Here is a 17,071-nt window from a genome sequence, read left to right as displayed (position 1 = left end):
GGTCAGCTGGTCGCGGTCGAGTGCGGCGCCGCGGCCCACGGCTGGAGCCTGTTGGCCAGCCGGATCTCGTCCACGATCCGGCCGATGATGGTGGTGATGCCGAAGTCCTTCGGGGTGAAGACCGCGGCGACACCGGCGGCCTTGAGGGCCTCGGCGTCCGCAGCGGGGATGATGCCACCGACGATCACGGGCACATCCTCCACCCCGGTGCGGCGCAGCCGCTGCAGGACGTCCGGCACCAGCTCGGGGTGGGCACCCGAGAGGATGGACAGGCCGACGCAGTGGACGTCCTCGGCGACGGCCGCCGAGACGATCTGCTCCGGGGTGAGCCGGATGCCCTGGTAGACCACCTCGAAGCCGGCGTCGCGGGCCCGGACGGCGATCTGCTCGGCGCCGTTGGAGTGACCGTCGAGGCCCGGCTTGCCGACCAGCAGGCGGAGCTTGCCGGTGCCGAGCTCGGCGGCCTTCGCGGCGACCGCCTCGCGGACGGCGGCGAGCTCGCCGCCGGGCTCGGCCGCCACGGCGACCGCGGCGCCGCCCACGCCGGTGGGGGCGCGGTACTCGCCGAAGACCTCGCGCAGGGCGAAGGCCCACTCGCCGGTGGTCACGCCGGCGCGGGCGCAGGCGAGGGTGGCCTGCATGAGGTTGTCGGTGGTCGCCGCGGTGGCCTTGAGGTGCTCCAGGGCGGTCTGCGCGGCCGCCTCGTCGCGCCCGGCGCGCCACTGCTCCAGGCCGGCGAGCACGGAGCGCTCGGAGGCCGGGTCCACCACCATGATCGCGGTGTCGAGGTCCGCGGTGAGCGGGCTCTCCTCGGTGGTGTCGAAGCAGTTCACCCCGACGATCTTGTCCTCGCCGGCCTCGATCCGGGCGCGGCGGGCCGCGTGCGAGGCGACCAGGTTGGACTTGAGGTAGCCGGACTCGACGGCCGGGATCACGCCGCCCATCTCCAGCACCTTGGCGATCTCGGCCTCGGCGCCGGCGAGCAGCTCGTCGGTCTTGGCCTCGACGACGGTGGAGCCGTTGAAGATGTCGCCGTACTCCAGCAGGTCGGACTCGTAGGCGAGCACCTGCTGGATGCGCAGCGACCACTGCTGGTCCCACGGGCGGGGGAGGCCCAGGGCCTCGTTCCACGCGGGCAGCTGGACGGCGCGGGCGCGGGCGTCCTTGGAGAGGGTGACGGCGAGCATCTCCAGCACGATGCGCTGGACGTTGTTCTCCGGCTGGGCCTCGGTGAGGCCCAGCGAGTTCACCTGCACGCCGTAGCGGAACCGGCGCTGCTTGGCGTCCTCGATGCCGTAGCGCTCGCGGGTGACCTTCTCCCAGAGCCGGGAGAAGGCCCGCATCTTGCACATCTCCTCGACGAAGCGGACGCCCGCGTTCACGAAGAAGGAGATCCGGCCGACGACCTCGCCCATCCGCTCGGCCGGCACCTGGCCGGAGTCGCGGACGGCGTCGAGGACGGCGATCGCGGTGCACATCGAGTACGCGATCTCCTGGACGGGGGTCGCCCCGGCCTCCTGCAGGTGGTAGCTGCAGATGTTGATCGGGTTCCACTTGGGGATGTTGGCGACCGTGTAGGCGATCATGTCGGTGATCAGCCGGACGGACGGCCCGGGCGGGAAGACGTGCGTCCCCCGCGACAGGTACTCCTTGACGATGTCGTTCTGGGTGGTGCCGGTGAGCTTGGCGATGTCCGCGCCCTGCTCCTCGGCGACCACCTGGTAGAGCGCCAGCAGCCACATCGCGGTGGCGTTGATCGTCATGGAGGTGTTCGTCTGCTCGAGCGGGATGCCGTCGAACAGCGTGCGCATGTCGCCGACGTGGCCCACCGGGACGCCGACCCGGCCGACCTCGCCGCGGGCGAGGACGTGGTCCGAGTCGTAGCCCGTCTGCGTGGGCAGGTCGAAGGCGACGGACAGGCCCGTCTGGCCCTTCGCCAGGTTCCGCCGGTAGAGCGCGTTGGAGTCGCTCGCGGTGGAGTGTCCGGCGTAGGTCCGCATCAACCACGGACGGTCGCGCTGAACGCCTTCACGGTCTGCCATCAGATGTTCCGGAAGCGGTTGATCGCCGGCAGGTGCTTGGCACGCAGCTCGTGGTCGCGGACGCCCATGCCCTCCTCGGGGGCGAGGCAGAGCACGCCGACCTTGCCCTGGTGCTTGTTGTGGTGCACGTCGAGGGCGGCCTGGCCGGTCTCGTCCAGGGAGTAGACCTTGGAGAGGGTCGGGTGGATCTTGCCCTTGGCGACCAGGCGGTTGGCCTCGAACGCCTCGCGGTAGTTGGCGAAGTGCGAGCCGACGATGCGCTTCAGCGACATCCACAGGTAGCGGTTGTCGTACTGGTGCATGTAGCCCGAGGTCGAGGCGCAGGTGACGATGGTGCCGCCCTTGCGGGTGACGTAGACCGAGGCGCCGAAGGTCTCGCGGCCCGGGTGCTCGAAGACGATGTCCACGTCCTCGCCGCCGGTGAACTCGCGGATCTTGCTGCCCAGGCGCTTCCACTCGCGCGGGTCCTGGGTGTGCTCGTCCTTCCAGAACTTGAAGCCCTCGGCGGAGCGGTCGATGATCGCCTCGGCGCCCATGGCGCGGCAGATCTCGGCCTTGGACTCGCTGGAGACCACGCAGATCGGGGTGGCGCCGCCGGCCAGGGCGTACTGGGTGGCGTAGGAGCCGAGGCCGCCGCTGGCGCCCCAGATCAGCACGTTGTCGCCCTGCTTCATGCCGGCGCCGTTCTGCGACACCAGCTGGCGGTAGGCGGTGGAGTTGACCAGGCCCGGGGAGGCGGCCTCCTCCCAGGTGAGGTGCTTCGGCTTGGGCAGCAGCTGGTTGGTCTTGACCAGGGCGATCTCGGCGAGGCCGCCGAAGTTGGTCTCGAAGCCCCAGATGCGCTGCTCCGGGTCCATCATCGTGTCGTTGTGGCCGTCCGGGGACTCCAGCTCGACCGAGAGGCAGTGCGCGACGACCTCGTCGCCGGGCTTCCAGGCGTTGACGCCGGCGCCGGTGCGCAGGACGACGCCCGCGAGGTCCGAACCGAGGATGTGGTACGGCAGGTCGTGGCGCTTGGTCAGCGGCGACAGGCGGCCGTAGCGCTCCAGGAAGCCGAAGGTGGAGACCGGCTCGAAGATCGAGCTCCACACGGTGTTGTAGTTGACGGAGCTCGCCATGACGGCGACCAGGGCCTCGCCCGGGCCGAGCTCGGGGAGGGGGACCTCGTCCAGGTGGAGGGACTTGCGGGGGTCCTTGTCGCGGCTGGCGAGGCCGGCGAACATCTGCTCCTCGTCCTTGTGGAGCGTCACCGCCCGGTAGGACTCCGGCAGCTTGATCGCGGCGAAGTCCGCCGGGGTGCTGTCGGAGCTGAGGATCGCGTCGAGGATTTCGTTCATGGCTGCCTCCGAAGGCGTACCTGTGTGAGGGCACAGGGCGTCTGGGGGAGCCGGGAGCGGACACCGGCTTCGCTGAGGGTCTGTGGGTGGGTGGGTCGACGGTCTGCGACGGATGTGGTGTCGCCGAGGTCGTACGTGCCCCCGTGGTGCGGGGACGCCGGACGCGGCGCGCCGAGGTGGGGAGCCGCGGCGCCGCGACTGGTGGGTAACAAGGTAGTGGCACCCTGTGCCACTCGTAAAGACACCGGGTGTCATCAGTTCGAGTGATGTGGATCGCTGTTCGAGGCGCCCCGGTGCGGTATGCGCGAAGGCCCGCCCCGGATGTCCGGGACGGGCCTTCGAAATGCCTTCTGAACTGCGGGAATGCCGGGAATCAGGCCGACTTGGCGGCGCCCAGGGCGGACTTGATCGAGTCCAGCACGAGGTCCAGCGGGGCGTCGGTGCGGGCCACTGTGATGAGCACCTCACCGCCGGGGCTCGCACTCAGGGCGCTCACCGCCGCGCCCTCCAGGGCCGACCCGGTGTCACCACTGGCACCGGGTGCCACGAGAGTGCCACGGCGTCGCACGCCACTCGGCGAGGTCGCCCAGAAGGTGCCCCGGATGACCTCGAAGGAGTGGTCCAGCTGCGCCTCCACGTCGCCGTGGCCGCCGGCCCGCAGCCAGCGCCGCAGCACGTGGTTGTGGGCCGCCACCACGGCCGCCGCCGACACCTCGGCCAGCATCGAGTCGTCGTCCCCGCCGCGCTGCCAGCCCGGCGGGATCTGCTCGGCCGCGTCGAAGCGCCCCAGCAGGTAGCGGGTGAACAGCCGCTCGTACCGGGCCACCACCGCGATCTCCCGCTCGCGCAGCGCCGGGACCTGCCGGATCAGCTGGTAGCGCGCCACCGAGACGCCCGGGGTGGAGGCGTACATCCGCAGCACCTCCTTGATGCCGCGGCACACCACGTCCAGCGGGTGCTCCTCCGGCTCGGCGCTGGCCAGCAGGTCGGCCACCCGGACCAGGGTGTCGTCGTGGTCCGGGAAGATCGCCTCCTCCTTCGAGCGGAAGTAGCGGAAGAAGGTCCGCCGCGCCACGCCCGCCTCGGCGGCGATCTGATCGACCGTCGTCTCCTCGTACCCCTGGTTGGCGAACAGGTCCATCGCCGCCGACGCCAGCTCCTGGCGCATCTGCCGGCGCTGGGCCGCGGCCCGACGGCCGCCGGTGCCGCCCTCGGGACGGGCGCCGTCCACCGGTTCGCGGGGCGGCTGCTGCTGCGCGGATGACTGTTCCCGATCCATGCCCGGAACGCTACACGCCCCGGGCGCCGCTCCGGTCGGCCGTGCCCGGCGGACCGGGGGCGCCGGCGGCAGCACGGCGGGCCGCGGCCAGCGGGGCGGCAGCGCACCCTCGTTCCAGGCCGGCCGTCCGGCCGGCGCGACGTTGCTCCGAGGCAGTCTGCCTCCGGGCTCGGTGTTCATGTCGACTCCTTGCTGCGAGGCGGCCGTTCGGTCCGTGGATGTGCCGTGCGGGCCGCCCCGCACCCCGCCCGTCCGCGGGTGGGGCCGCGGGGGACGGGCGGGGCGGGGACGGCCCGTGGTGCGTCAGCGCCGGGCGTGGTCGCGGAAGCCGCGGCCGGTCTTGCGGCCCAGGCAGCCCGCCGCGACCAGGTGCTCCAGCAGCGGGGCGGCCGCCAGGCCGGGCTCGCGGAACTCCTGGTGCAGGACCTGCTCGATGGTCAGCGAGACGTCCAGGCCGACCACGTCCAGCAGCTCGAACGGGCCCATCGGGTAGCCGCAGCCGAGCTTCATCGCGGTGTCGATGTCGTCCACCGTCGCGTAGTGCTCCTGCAGCATCCGCACCGCGTCGTTCAGGTACGGGAAGAGCAGCGCGTTGACGATGAAGCCGGCCCGGTCGCCGCACTCCACCGCGTGCTTCTTCACCTTGGCGCAGAGCTCCAGCACGGTGGCGGTGACGTCCGGCGCGGTGAGCACCGTGGAGACCACCTCGACCAGCTTCATGGCCGGTGCCGGGTTGAAGAAGTGCATGCCGATCACGTCCTGCGGCCGCGAGGTCGCGGTCGCGCAGCTGATCACCGGCAGGCTGGAGGTGGTGGTGGCCAGCACCGCACCCGGCTTGACGACCTTGTCCAGGGTGGCGAACAGCTCGCGCTTGACCTCCAGGTCCTCGGCGACCGCCTCGACCACCAGGTCCACCCCGGCCAGGTCGGCGTAGCTGCCGGTCGGGGTGACCAGCGCCAGCGCCGCGTCCCGGGCCTCGGCGGCGAGCCGGCCGCGGGAGACCGAGCGCTCCAGCGACTTGGCCAGCTGCGCCTTGGCGCGGTCCGCCTTCTCCTGGCTGCGGGCCGCCAGCAGGACGGGCAGGCCGGCCTTGGCGAACACCTCGACGATGCCGGTGGCCATGGTGCCCGAGCCGCAGACGCCGATGCTCGCGACCGTCCGGCCCGCGACCCGTGTGCCGGCCGCGGCGGTGGCCTCGGCGACCGCCTTCGAGGAGCCGGGCGCCTCGTAGGTGTAGAAGCCGCGGCCCGACTTGCGGCCGAGCAGGCCCGCCGAGGCGAGCTGGCCGAGGATCGGCGCCGGGGCGTGCAGCCGGTCCTTGGACTGCTCGTACATCGCCTCCAGCACGGTGCGGGCGGTGTCGATGCCGATCAGGTCGAGCAGGGCCAGCGGGCCCATCGGCAGGCCGCAGCCGAGCCGCATCGCGGCGTCGATGTCCTCGCGGGTGGCGTACCGCGACTCGAACATCGCGGCGGCCTGGTTGAGGTAGGCGAAGAGCAGGCCGTTGACGATGAAGCCGGCCCGGTCGCCGGCCGCGACCGGCTCCTTGCCCAGGTCGCGGGCGAAGGCGGCGGCGTCCTCGGCGGCCTGCGGCGAGGTCAGCACGGTGCGCACCACCTCGACCAGCTTCATGGTGTGCACCGGGTTGAAGAAGTGCAGGCCGAGGACCCGCTCCGGGCGGGCGGTGGCGGCGGCGATCCGGGTCACCGACAGTGCGGTGGTACCGGTCGCGAGCACCGTCTCCGGCGGGCAGATCCGGTCCAGTTCGGCGAAGACCTCGCGCTTCAGCTCCAGCTGCTCGGGCAGCTCCTCGATCACCAGGTCGGCCCCGGCGGCGACGTCCAGCCGGTCGCCGACGGTGATCAGGGCGAGCAGCGCGGTGCGCTCCTCGGCGGTGAGCCGCTCGCGCTGCACCGCGTGCGCGGTGGCCTCCTCGATCCGGGCGAGGGCCCGGCCCGCGGCGTCGGCATCGGCCTCGATGCCGAGCACCCGGCGGCCGCTCTTCGCGACGGCCACGGCGACGCCGGCACCCATGGTGCCGAGGCCGACCACGGCGACGGTGGGGAAGGGACGCTCCATTGTCCTGACTCCTTGTCATGGGCCCGCGCAGCACTCGGGCGCGGCCGGCCGCTCGACGGCGAGCGGCGGCCGGGGCACGCCGGAGGAGGGTGTGGCGACGCGGGTGTGCGGGAAGACGGGGCGGCCCCGCGGAGCACGGACCGGTCCGCTCCGGTCGTGCCGCGGGTGTGCCGAGGTGCTCAGGCGCGCTGAGAGGAAGGACAGGCGGCGCTGAACTGCTGCAGGGAGAAGACGGCCGCGAGGGCCGGAGACACGCACCGGGGCGTCCGCGCGAATACCGCGGCGCCGACCACGCCGGTGCGGCTCCCGAGGCCCGGCGCTGGTGCGTGCCGGTCACTGTAGCGGAGTTACCGCCCAGTAGGAAGAGTGCCGCGCGGGTCGGGGAGGAGCGGGGAACGCGCAGCGGCCCGCCGGGAGACCCCGGCGGGCCGCTGCGGTGAGGGGTGGCGTCAGTGCGCCATCACGGGGACGGCGTCCTCCGCGGCCGCGCCCTCGGCGGTCGCGTGGACGTCGGGACGGCCGGTGTTGATCAGGACGGCGGCGGCCGTGGCGGCGAGCACCAGGATGCCGAAGGACCACCAGATCGCGGTCGAGAAGCCGTGCACCATGCCCTGCAGCTGGAGCAGCTGCTGCGGCGCGCCGTCCTTGGCGTGCGAGGTCAGGTACGCGGTGGTGGCGCTGGCCGCGATGGTGTTCAGCAGCGCGGTGCCGATGGCGCCGCCGACCTGCTGGGAGGTGTTGACCATCGCCGAGGCGACACCGGCGTCGCGCGGCTCGACGCCGTGCGTGGCCAGGCTCATCGCCGGCATGAACGCGGTGCCCATGCCGAGGCCCATCAGGATCAGACCGGGCAGGATCAGCGCCGGGTAGGAGCTGTTCACGTCGATCTGGGTGAGGATCAGCATGCCCAGCGAGGCGACCAGGAAGCCGGGCACCATCAGGTAGCGCGGCGGGACGCGGGTCATCAGCCGGGCGCCGATCTGGGTGGAGCCGGTGATCATGCCCGCCACCATCGGCAGGAAGGCCAGGCCGCTGGTGACCGGGCTGTAGCCGAGGACCACCTGCAGGTAGTAGGTCAGGAAGAGGAACAGGCCGAACATGCCGATCACGGCGAGGCCGAGCGACAGGTAGACACCGCCGCGGTTGCGCTCGGTGACGACGCGCAGCGGCAGCAGCGGCGCGGAGACCTTGCTCTCCACCACGGCGAACGCGGCCAGCAGGACGGCGGCGGCGACGAACAGGCCGACGGTGATGCCGGCGCTCCAGCCGTCCGACTCGGCGCGGGTGAAGGCGTACACCAGGGAGACCAGGCCGGAGGTGACCAGCAGCACGCCGGGGATGTCCAGCTTGTTGCGGTTGCGGCTGCCGACGGGCTCGCGGATCACCATCACCGCGCCGAGGATCGCGACCACGGCGAACGGGATGTTGACGTAGAAGGTCCAGCGCCAGTTCAGGTACTCGGTGAGCAGACCGCCGAGGATCAGGCCGATCGCACCGCCACCACCGGCGATGGCGCCGTAGATGCCGAAGGCCTTGGCGCGCTCCTTGGCCTCGGTGAACATCACCGCGAGCAGCGAGAGCGCGGCCGGGGCGAGCAGGGCGCCGAAGACGCCCTGGAGGGCGCGGGCACCGAGCAGCATCGGGGTGTTGACGGCGGCGCCGCCGAGCGCGGACGCCAGCGCGAAGCCGGTCAGGCCGATGATGAAGGTCCGCCTGCGGCCCCACAGGTCGGCGATCCGGCCACCGAACAGCAGCAGTCCGCCGAAGGCCAGCGCGTAGGCGGTGATCACCCACTGGCGGTTGCCGTCGGAGATGCCGAGGTCGTGCTGGGCGGAGGGCAGGGCGATGTTCACGACGGTCGCGTCGAGGACGACCATCAGCTGGGCCAGGCCGATGAAGGCGAGTGCCTTCCAGCGGCGCGGGTCGGCCTGGAGGCCGGATTCGGACATGGGGGTACCCACTAACTAACGTGCGATGCGTGCGGTCGGGTCGGTCAGTCGGCGCGCTTGAGGTCCTCGAAGGACGCGGCGCGGCCGGGAAGTACGGAGGTCGCCGGTGCCCGCAGGCCGTCCAGGAAGACCTGCAGGTGGCGATGGACGAACTGGTCGAGGTCGAGGCATCCGGTGCCCGGGAGCGGGCGGGTCAGCTGGGTGACGCCGAGGAAGTAGTCGCCGACTCCGATGTCGGCGCGCAGCTGCCCGCTCGCGTGGACGCGGGCGATGAGCTCGGCGGCGGCGGCCTTCAGCTGCAGCAGGGCCCGCTCCAGCTCGGGATCGTCGTGGTCGATGTGGTCGGAGACCATCGGACAGAGCGCGCCGATGCGCTCGTCCGCGGCGGCGTGCGTGAACCGGGACAGGCCCTCGAAGGCGTCCGGCTCCGCGAGTCCGGCCTCCGCGTGCTCCAGCACCCTGGTCAGCACCGAGAGGGTGACGTGGTGCAGCAGCTCACGCCGGTCGGAGAAGTTGCGGTAGAGCGTGGCGTTGCCGACCCCGGCCCGACGGGCGATCTCGTCGAGCGGCGCCTCCGCGCCGTGCTCCACGATCGCCTCGCGGGCGGCGGTGATGATCCTCGCCCGGTTGCGTTCGGCGTCCGCACGGAGCCGCTGGCCCGCCGGCTTGGCGCTGACCGTGGTCATCGGACTCCCTTCCCTTCCGGGGACTCGTTCCCCGTTTGTGCGGACACCGGATCAAACGGGGAGTCGGTCCCCGGAAATTCCCCGTCCGGTGTGACCTGCGACACATCTGCCGAGTTGGCCGATTTCACCCTCCCGGGCAGCCCCCACCGCGGGGCGATCCCCCGCCCCGGCCGCTCCGGACGGCAGCATGGGCGCATGGGCAGCGCGCACACGAGGGACGAGACGGTGGAACGGGCCGAGCAGGCCGCCGCGGAACTCGCCGGGGCCGGGATCGACGCCGTCGCCCTCGGCTGGGTGGACAACGCCGGCATCACCAGGACCAAGGCGGTGCCGGTCGCCCGGCTGCCGCACGCCGTCCGGTACGGCATCGGCGCCTCCCCCTGCTTCGACTCCTTCCTCGCCGACGACTCCATGGCCCCCGGCGGCGGCCCCGTCGGCGACCTCCGCCTCGTCCCCGACCTCGACGCACTGGTGCCGCTCGCCGCCCAGCCCGGCTGGGCCTGGGCACCCGTCGACCGCCGCCGCCAGGACGGCGCGGCGCACCCCGGCTGCCAGCGCTGGTTCGCCCGCCGCACCGAACGGGCACTCGCCGCCCGCGGACTCGACGTGCGGGCCGGCTTCGAGATCGAATGGGTCGTCGACCGGGACGGCCCACCGGAGGGCGGCTCCGCCTACGGCATGGACCGGCTGGTCGAACGCTCCGACTACCTGCTCGACGTGCTCCGCGCCCTGGAGGCCCAGCAGCTCGCCGTGCTGCAGATCCACCCCGAGTACACACCCGGCCAGTTCGAGGTCTCCGTCGCCGCCGACACCCCCGTCCGCGCCGCCGACACCTCCCTGCTCGTCCGGCAGACCGTCCGCGCGGTCTCCGCCCGGCACGGACTGCGCACCTCCTTCGCCCCCGTCGTCGCACCGGACGGCGTCGGCAACGGCTGCCACCTCCACCTCAGCCTCTGGCAGGACGGCCGGAACCTGCACGCCGGCGGCCCCGGCCCGCACGGCCTCACCGAGCAGGCCGCCGCCTTCCTCGCCGGGATCCTGGAGGAACTCCCCGCCCTCCTGGTCCTCGGCGCCCCGAGCCCCGCCAGCCACCTGCGCCTGGTGCCCGGCCGGTGGTCCGGCCCCTACCGCTGCTGGGGACTGGAGAACCGGGAGGCCGCCCTGCGACTGATCACCGGCTCCGCACCCGACCAGGCCAACGCCGAGGTGAAGTGCTTCGACCCGGCCGCCAACCCCTACCTCGCCCTCGGTGGCGCCCTCGCCGCAGGCCTCGCCGGACTCGACGCCGGCCTGAAGCTGCCGCCCGAGGTGCCCGGCGACCCCGCCCGCGAACCCGGCGTCGAGCGACTGCCGCACAGCCCCGCCGCCGCACTCTCCGCCCTCCGCGCCTGCGCCCCGCTGCGCACCGCCCTGGGGGAGGAGCTCTACCACGCCGTGCTCGACGTCCGGGAGGCCGAGATCGCCCGCTACGGAGGGCTCGACGCACAGCAACTGGTCGCCGCCACCCGCTGGCGGTACTGACCGTGCTGGTCGACCACCACTGCCACAGCGTCGTCGCCGACGAACTCGACGAAGCCGCCCTCGGCGCCCTGATCACCGAGTCCGACCGGCCGCCCGCCCCCGGCACCTCCCCCTTCGACAGCGCGATCGGGCTCGCCGTCCGGCGCTGGTGCCCGCCACTGCTCGGACTGCCCGCCCTCGCCGAACCCGCCGACTACCTGGCGGCCCGCCGGGAGACCGGCGCCGCCGAGGCCACCGCCCGGATGCTCGCCGGCGCGGGCCTCGCCGACCTGCTGGTCGACACCGGCCTCACCGAAGCCGGCGGCAGGCCGCTGCTGCCGCCCGCCGACCTCGCCGCACTCGCCGGAGCCCGGCTGCACGAAGTGGTCCGGCTGGAGGCGGTGGCCGCCGACGTCCGGGCGCCCGCGGCGCAGTGGCCGGACGCCGTCGCCGAGGCACTGGCCGAAGCCTGCGCCGGGGCCGTGGCGGTGAAGTCGGTGCTCGCCTACCGCGCCGGCCTGGACATCCCGGGCGGGCCGCCCGCCCGCTCCGAGGTCGTCCGGGCCGCGGGGGCCCGGCCGCCCGACCGGATCACCGACCCCGTCCTGCTGCGCCACCTGCTGTGGACGGCCGTCGGCCTCGCACTGCCGATCCAACTGCACACCGGCTTCGGCGACCCCGACCTGCGGCTGCGCCGGGCCGACCCGGCCCTGCTGGTGGACTTCGTCCGCGCGGTCGAGCCGGACGGCGTCCCGCTCGTCCTGCTGCACGGCTACCCCTACCACCGGCAGGCCGCCTGGCTCGCCCAGGCCTACCCGCACGTGTACGCCGACGTCGGACTGACCCTCTCCTACACCGGACCGCGGGCCGCCACCGTACTCGGCGAAGTGCTCGAACTGGCCCCCTTCGGCAAGGTCCTGGCCTCCACCGACGCCTACGGACTGCCCGAGCTGTACCCCGTCGGCGCAGCACAGTTCCGCCGGGCGCTCGCCACGGTCCTGGACGGCTGGCACACCACCGGCGACTGCACCCCGGCGGACGTCCTGCGGATCACCGAGGCGCTGGGATCGGCCAACGCCCGCCGCCTGTACGGAATCTGAAGGACACCACTCAGGGGCGCAGGGAGGTCGGCCAGCCAGGGGCGCGGGGAACTGCGCAGTCCGGGGGTGGGTGCCGCAACTGACCGGGGCCGACCCTGGTTCGTCCGTGCGCCGCATCCGAATCGCGCAGTTCCCCGCGCCCCTACGGGGTTTTCCATTCTTGGGCAGGTTGGCCCGCCCAGGGCGCGGGGAACTGCGCAGTCCGGGGGTGGTCGCCCTGGTGGTTCGGGGCGAGCCCGATTTCCCCGCGCCCCTAGGGGGTGCACCTGATGCCCGGGCGTCAGCCGATCGCGCGGAAGTGGTCCCGCAGGCCCGCGCCGAAGTTGGTCGCGGTGCCGTCGTAGTTGCTGATCAGCGAGGGGCCGGAGCTGCAGTCCCAGGTGTTCCAGGTCCAGCCGAGGTAGCCGAGCTTCCGGGCGTCGAGCCAGGCCATCACCTGGTCGATGAAGCCGTGGCTGCAGGTGTTCTCGCCGATCTCTCCGGCGACCAGCGGGACCTTGGCCGCCACCGGGGCGAGGGCGGAGTCGAAGCAGGACGTGCTGGAGCAGGTGTTGAAGTTGTACACGTGCCAGGCCGCGGCGAGGTTGCCGGTCGGGTCGGTCGGCTTGTAGGTGAGCCACTGGCCGAGGTCGTTGGAGTAGGCCAGGCCGCCGAGCATGATGACGTTCTTGGCGCCGGTCGCCCGTACGGTGTCCACCAGGGTCTGGAAGCCGCTGACCTGGTAGGGGATGCCGGGGCAGGCGCTGCCGCCGTCGCGCCAGCAGAGCCAGCCCTGGGTGGTCGAGGATTCCGAGCGGTCCGGGTAGGGCTCGTTGAACAGGTCGAAGACGACCTGGTCGGTGTCCTTGAAGGTGTCCGCGACGGAGCTCCAGAACGGCACCGCGTTGGCGCCGGGCATCGGCTTCTGGCAGGTGGCGTTGACGTCCGCGCAGCCGGAGGAGTTGCCGGTGTACTGGCCGCGGCTCCAGTGCATCTCGACGATCGGGGTGAGGCCGGCGTTGCGCAGTGCGTCCACCCAACCCTTGATCGCGGAGCGGTAGTTGGCGCCGGCGTACTCGGGCTTGACGTTGCTGGTGCCGATCCAGCAGTCCTCGTTGAGCGGGACGCGGACGGCGTTGGCGTGCCAGCTCTTGATCGCCGCGATGGCCGCGGCGTCGACCGGTCCGTCGAAGAAGCCGTAGCCCTGGACGCACATGAACTCGGTGCCCGAGCGGTTGACGCCGTGCAGGGTGACGGCCGTACCGGACTCGTTCACCAGGGAGGTGCCCGAGACGTGCAGGGCCGGGGCGCCGGTGCTGCCGGTGGGCGAGGAGGAACTGCTCGGCGAGGCCGAGCTGCTGGGGGAGGGGGAGGCGGAGGCGGAGGCGCTCGCGGAGGGCGAGGCCGAGGCCGAGGCGCTGGCCGAGCCGGACGGGGTGGGGCCGGTGCCGGTGCAGGCGACGCCGTTCAGCGCGAACGAGGTCGGCGCCGCATTGGTGCCGCTGTAGGAGAAGTTGGCACCGGCGGTCACCGACTGTCCGGCGCCGATGCCGGTCGCCCAGGCCGGGTTGGTGACGGTGACGTTCTTGTCGGACTGCGACCAGGTGCCGTTCCAGCCGGTGCCGGAGAGCGTCTGGTTGCCGGTGTAGGCGTACGTCAGCGTCCAGCCGTTGACCGCGGTGGTGCCCAAGTTGTTGATCTTCACGTTGGCGGTGAAGCCGGAGCCCCAGTCGTTGGTCGTGTAGTCGACGGTGCAGGCGGTGGTGGCGGCCGCGGCGGTGCCGGGGCCGACCATGGCGAGCCCCGCGGCGGCGGTCGCGACCAGCGCGGACCCCAGTGCCAGGGCGGTGGTGCGGAGGGACATGTCCACTCCTCGACGAGAGTGCTTCATGGGCGCGCTCCCACAGGCCCGGGCTGAAACATAGCCAGCGGTACGGGAGTTGCCAAGCCTCTCTGCTGCGCAATCTCTTGACATGACTGTAACGCGTCACCATTCTTGGGAGCGCTCCCACAGATCCACGCACTGAAGCGAGAGCCGTGCATCGCCGCCTCGCCGTCGATCTCCCCCACCTTCAGGAGCCGTGATGTCACCCCCCGCCATCTCCCGGACCACCCGCGTGTCCACGCTCGGCGTGGCGCTCGCCGTGCTCGCGGCCGGCCTCACCACCATGGTCGCGAACCCCGCCGCGGCCGCCGCCCTGCAGTGCTCCGTCGACTACAGCACCAACGACTGGGGCTCCGGCTTCACGGCCAACGTGAAGATCAGCAACAAGGGCACCGATGCGGTCAACGGCTGGACGCTGACGTACGCCTACACCGGCAACCAGGCGCTCTCCGGCACCGGCTGGAACGGCACCTGGTCGCAGTCCGGCAAGAACGTCACCGTCACCAACCCGGCCTGGGCGACCGGCATCGGCGCCGGACAGTCGGTGACCGCCGGTGCCAACTTCTCCTACAGCGGCACCAATGCGGCGCCGACCTCGTTCGCGGTCAACGGCACCGCCTGCACCGGTGCGCACGCCGCCCCCACGGTCGCGCTCACCAGCCCCTCGGCGGGCGCGAACTACGCCGCCGGCGCGGCGATCCCGCTGGCCGCCAGTGCCGCCGCGGCGGACGGCGCGTCCATCGGCAAGGTCGAGTTCTACGACAACACCACGCTGATCGGCACCGCCACCACCGCGCCGTACACCTTCAGCTGGACGGGTGCCGCCTCCGGCAGCCACTCCGTCTACGCCAAGGCGTACGACAGCCTCGGTGCGACCAGCGAGTCGACCCCGGCCGGCATCACCGTCGCCGCCGGCCCGTCGATCACCGCGGTGCCCACCACCCTGTCGGTGACCCAGGGCAAGACCGGCACCTTCGCCCTGAAGCTGTCCTCGCAGCCCAGCGGCAACGTCACCGTCACCACCACCCGCACCTCGGGCAACACCGGGCTCTCCATCAGCGCCGGTGCCACGCTCACCTTCACCCCGTCGAACTGGTCCACCGCGCAGACCGTCACCCTGGCGGCCGACGCGGGCTCCACCGGCTCCGCGAACTTCACCTCCACCGCCACCGGCTACACCAGCTCGGTGGTCACGGTGACCGAACTCGCCGCCGGGACGGGCGTCTACGACGACCGCTTCCTGCAGCTCTACAACAAGATCAAGGCGCCGGCGAACGGCTACTTCTCGCCCGAGGGCATCCCCTACCACTCGGTGGAGACCCTGCTGGTCGAGGCGCCGGACCAGGGCCACGAGACCACCTCCGAGGCCTACAGCTACCTGCTGTGGCTGGAGGCGCAGTACGGCCGGGTGACGAAGGACTGGTCGAAGTTCAACGCGGCGTGGACGCTCATGGAGACGTACATGATCCCCACGCACGCCGACCAGTCGACGAACAGCTTCTACAACGCGAGCAAGCCGGCGACCTACGCCCCCGAGCACCCGCTGCCCAGCGACTACCCGTCGCAGATGGACAGTTCGGTGACCCCGGGCAACGACCCGATCGCCGCGGAGCTGAAGTCCGCCTACGGCACCGACGACATCTACGGCATGCACTGGCTGCAGGACGTGGACAACGTGTACGGCTACGGCAACTCGCCCGGCAAGTGCGAGGCCGGCCCGACCGACACCGGACCGTCCTACATCAACACCTACCAGCGCGGCCCGCAGGAGTCGGTCTGGGAGACGATCCCGCAGCCCACCTGCGACAAGTTCGCCTACGGCGGCAAGAACGGCTACCTGGACCTGTTCATCAAGGACGCGTCCTACGCCAAGCAGTGGAAGTTCACCGACGCCCCGGACGCCGACGCCCGCGCCATCCAGGCCGCCTACTGGGCGGACACCTGGGCCAAGGCCCAGGGCAACGGCTCGCAGGTCGCGACCGCCGTGGCCAAGGCCGGCAAGATGGGCGACTACCTGCGCTACTCGTTCTTCGACAAGTACTTCAAGAAGATCGGGAACTGCGTCGGCCCGACCGTCTGCGCGGCCGGCTCCGGCAAGAGCAGCGAGCACTACCTGCTGTCCTGGTACTACGCCTGGGGCGGCGCCACCGACAGCAGCGCCGGCTGGGCCTGGCGCATCGGCGACAGCGCCGCGCACGGCGGCTACCAGAACCCGATGGCCGCCTACGCCCTGGTGAACAACACCGCCATGGCACCCAAGTCGGCCACCGGCAAGACCGACTGGACGACCAGCCTGGGCCGCCAGGTGGAGTTCCTGCAGTGGCTGCAGTCCAGCGAGGGCGCCATCGCGGGCGGTGCCACCAACAGCTGGGACGGCGCCTACGCCACCCCGCCGGCCGGCACCCCGACCTTCTACGGGATGTACTACGACGAGGCGCCGGTCTACCACGACCCGCCGTCCAACCAGTGGTTCGGCTTCCAGGCCTGGGGCGTGGAGCGGCTCGCCGAGTACTACTACGCGAGCGGCGACACCAAGGCCAAGGCCGTGCTCGACAAGTGGGTCACCTGGGCGCTGGCGAACACCACGTTCAACAGCGACGGCTCGTTCAAGATCCCGTCCACGCTGGCCTGGACGGGCAAGCCGGACACCTGGAACGCGAGCGCGCCGGGCAGCAACGCCTCGCTGCACGTGACCGTCGTCGACCAGACCAGTGACGTCGGCGTCGCGGGCTCGTACGCCAAGCTGCTGTCCTACTACGCGGCGAAGTCCGGCAACGCCGCGGCGAAGACCGCCGCGCAGAAGCTGCTGGACGGCATGTGGGCCAACAACCAGGACGCGCTGGGCATCTCCGTCCCGGAGACCCGCACGGACTACAGCCGGTTCAAGGACTCGGTCTCCGTCCCGTCCGGCTGGACGGGCACCATGCCCAACGGCGACCCGATCAACTCGGCGTCCACCTTCCTCTCCATCCGTTCCTTCTACAAGAACGACCCGGCCTTCGCCAAGGTCCAGTCCTACCTGGACGGCGGCGCCGCGCCGACCTTCACGTACCACCGCTTCTGGGCGCAGGCGGACATCGCGACCGCTCTCGCGACCTACGGGGAGCTCTTCAACTCCTGACGGCAACACGGGGTTTCGCCCCACCGTGACGTGACGGACGAACAGGACAGGTGCCCGGCCCGGCTGACAGCGGGCCGGGCACCGCTGTTGTGCGCATTTCGTGTCCGTGGTCTT

General features: G+C 72.0%; 10 protein-coding genes. 3 read left to right on the top strand and 7 right to left on the bottom strand.

What is annotated here, in order from left to right:
• Window positions 1-2: 2 nt before the first annotated feature.
• The 6 genes from ABD353_RS03505 to ABD353_RS03480 form a co-directional block, all read right to left on the bottom strand.
• The gene (locus ABD353_RS03505) at window positions 3-2,042 is read right to left on the bottom strand and encodes a protein meaA (RefSeq protein WP_344621950.1); all 2,040 of its coding nucleotides are present in this window, start codon (window positions 2,040-2,042) and stop codon (window positions 3-5) included.
• The gene (gene ccrA / locus ABD353_RS03500) at window positions 2,042-3,379 is read right to left on the bottom strand and encodes a crotonyl-CoA carboxylase/reductase (RefSeq protein WP_344621949.1); all 1,338 of its coding nucleotides are present in this window, start codon (window positions 3,377-3,379) and stop codon (window positions 2,042-2,044) included. The genes ABD353_RS03505 and ccrA overlap by 1 nt, the downstream gene beginning before the upstream one ends.
• 373 nt (window positions 3,380-3,752) lie before the next feature.
• Window positions 3,753-4,658, bottom strand: coding sequence for a TetR family transcriptional regulator (locus ABD353_RS03495; protein ID WP_344621948.1), 906 nt, complete (start codon window positions 4,656-4,658; stop codon window positions 3,753-3,755).
• A 303-nt stretch (window positions 4,659-4,961) separates the two neighbouring features.
• Window positions 4,962-6,737, bottom strand: coding sequence for a 3-hydroxyacyl-CoA dehydrogenase family protein (locus tag ABD353_RS03490; protein ID WP_344621947.1), 1,776 nt, complete (start codon window positions 6,735-6,737; stop codon window positions 4,962-4,964).
• Between the two features lie 449 nt (window positions 6,738-7,186).
• Window positions 7,187-8,686 carry an MFS transporter gene (locus ABD353_RS03485; RefSeq protein WP_344621946.1) on the bottom strand — a complete coding sequence of 500 codons (1,500 nt, stop codon included), beginning with the start codon at window positions 8,684-8,686 and terminating at the stop codon, window positions 7,187-7,189.
• 44 nt (window positions 8,687-8,730) lie between these two features.
• Complete coding sequence (locus ABD353_RS03480) at window positions 8,731-9,372, bottom strand: TetR/AcrR family transcriptional regulator (RefSeq protein ID WP_344621945.1); 642 nt, start codon at window positions 9,370-9,372, stop codon at window positions 8,731-8,733.
• A gap of 195 nt (window positions 9,373-9,567) precedes the next feature.
• Between ABD353_RS03480 and ABD353_RS03475 the strand changes: the two genes are divergently transcribed.
• Entirely contained in the window at window positions 9,568-10,893 is a 1,326-nt protein-coding gene (locus ABD353_RS03475; protein ID WP_344621944.1) for a type I glutamate--ammonia ligase, read from the top strand.
• A gap of 2 nt (window positions 10,894-10,895) precedes the next feature.
• Complete coding sequence (locus tag ABD353_RS03470) at window positions 10,896-11,972, top strand: amidohydrolase family protein (RefSeq protein WP_344621943.1); 1,077 nt, start codon at window positions 10,896-10,898, stop codon at window positions 11,970-11,972.
• 280 nt (window positions 11,973-12,252) lie between these two features.
• Here ABD353_RS03470 and ABD353_RS03465 read toward each other — a convergent pair whose 3' ends face one another.
• Window positions 12,253-13,746 carry a cellulase family glycosylhydrolase gene (locus tag ABD353_RS03465; protein ID WP_344622038.1) on the bottom strand — a complete coding sequence of 498 codons (1,494 nt, stop codon included), beginning with the start codon at window positions 13,744-13,746 and terminating at the stop codon, window positions 12,253-12,255.
• A gap of 289 nt (window positions 13,747-14,035) precedes the next feature.
• Here ABD353_RS03465 and ABD353_RS03460 point away from each other — a divergent pair, with 289 nt between their 5' ends.
• Window positions 14,036-16,957, top strand: a complete 2,922-nt coding sequence (locus ABD353_RS03460; RefSeq protein WP_344621942.1) for a glycoside hydrolase family 48 protein — start codon at window positions 14,036-14,038, stop codon at window positions 16,955-16,957.
• Window positions 16,958-17,071: the final 114 nt, after the last annotated feature.

This window comes from Kitasatospora arboriphila, assembly GCF_039528095.1.
Taxonomy (GTDB): Bacteria; Actinomycetota; Actinomycetes; order Streptomycetales; family Streptomycetaceae; genus Kitasatospora; species Kitasatospora arboriphila.
The sequence above is the reverse complement of the archived record's forward strand: the minus strand, read 5'-3'. Positions and strand labels throughout refer to the sequence as shown.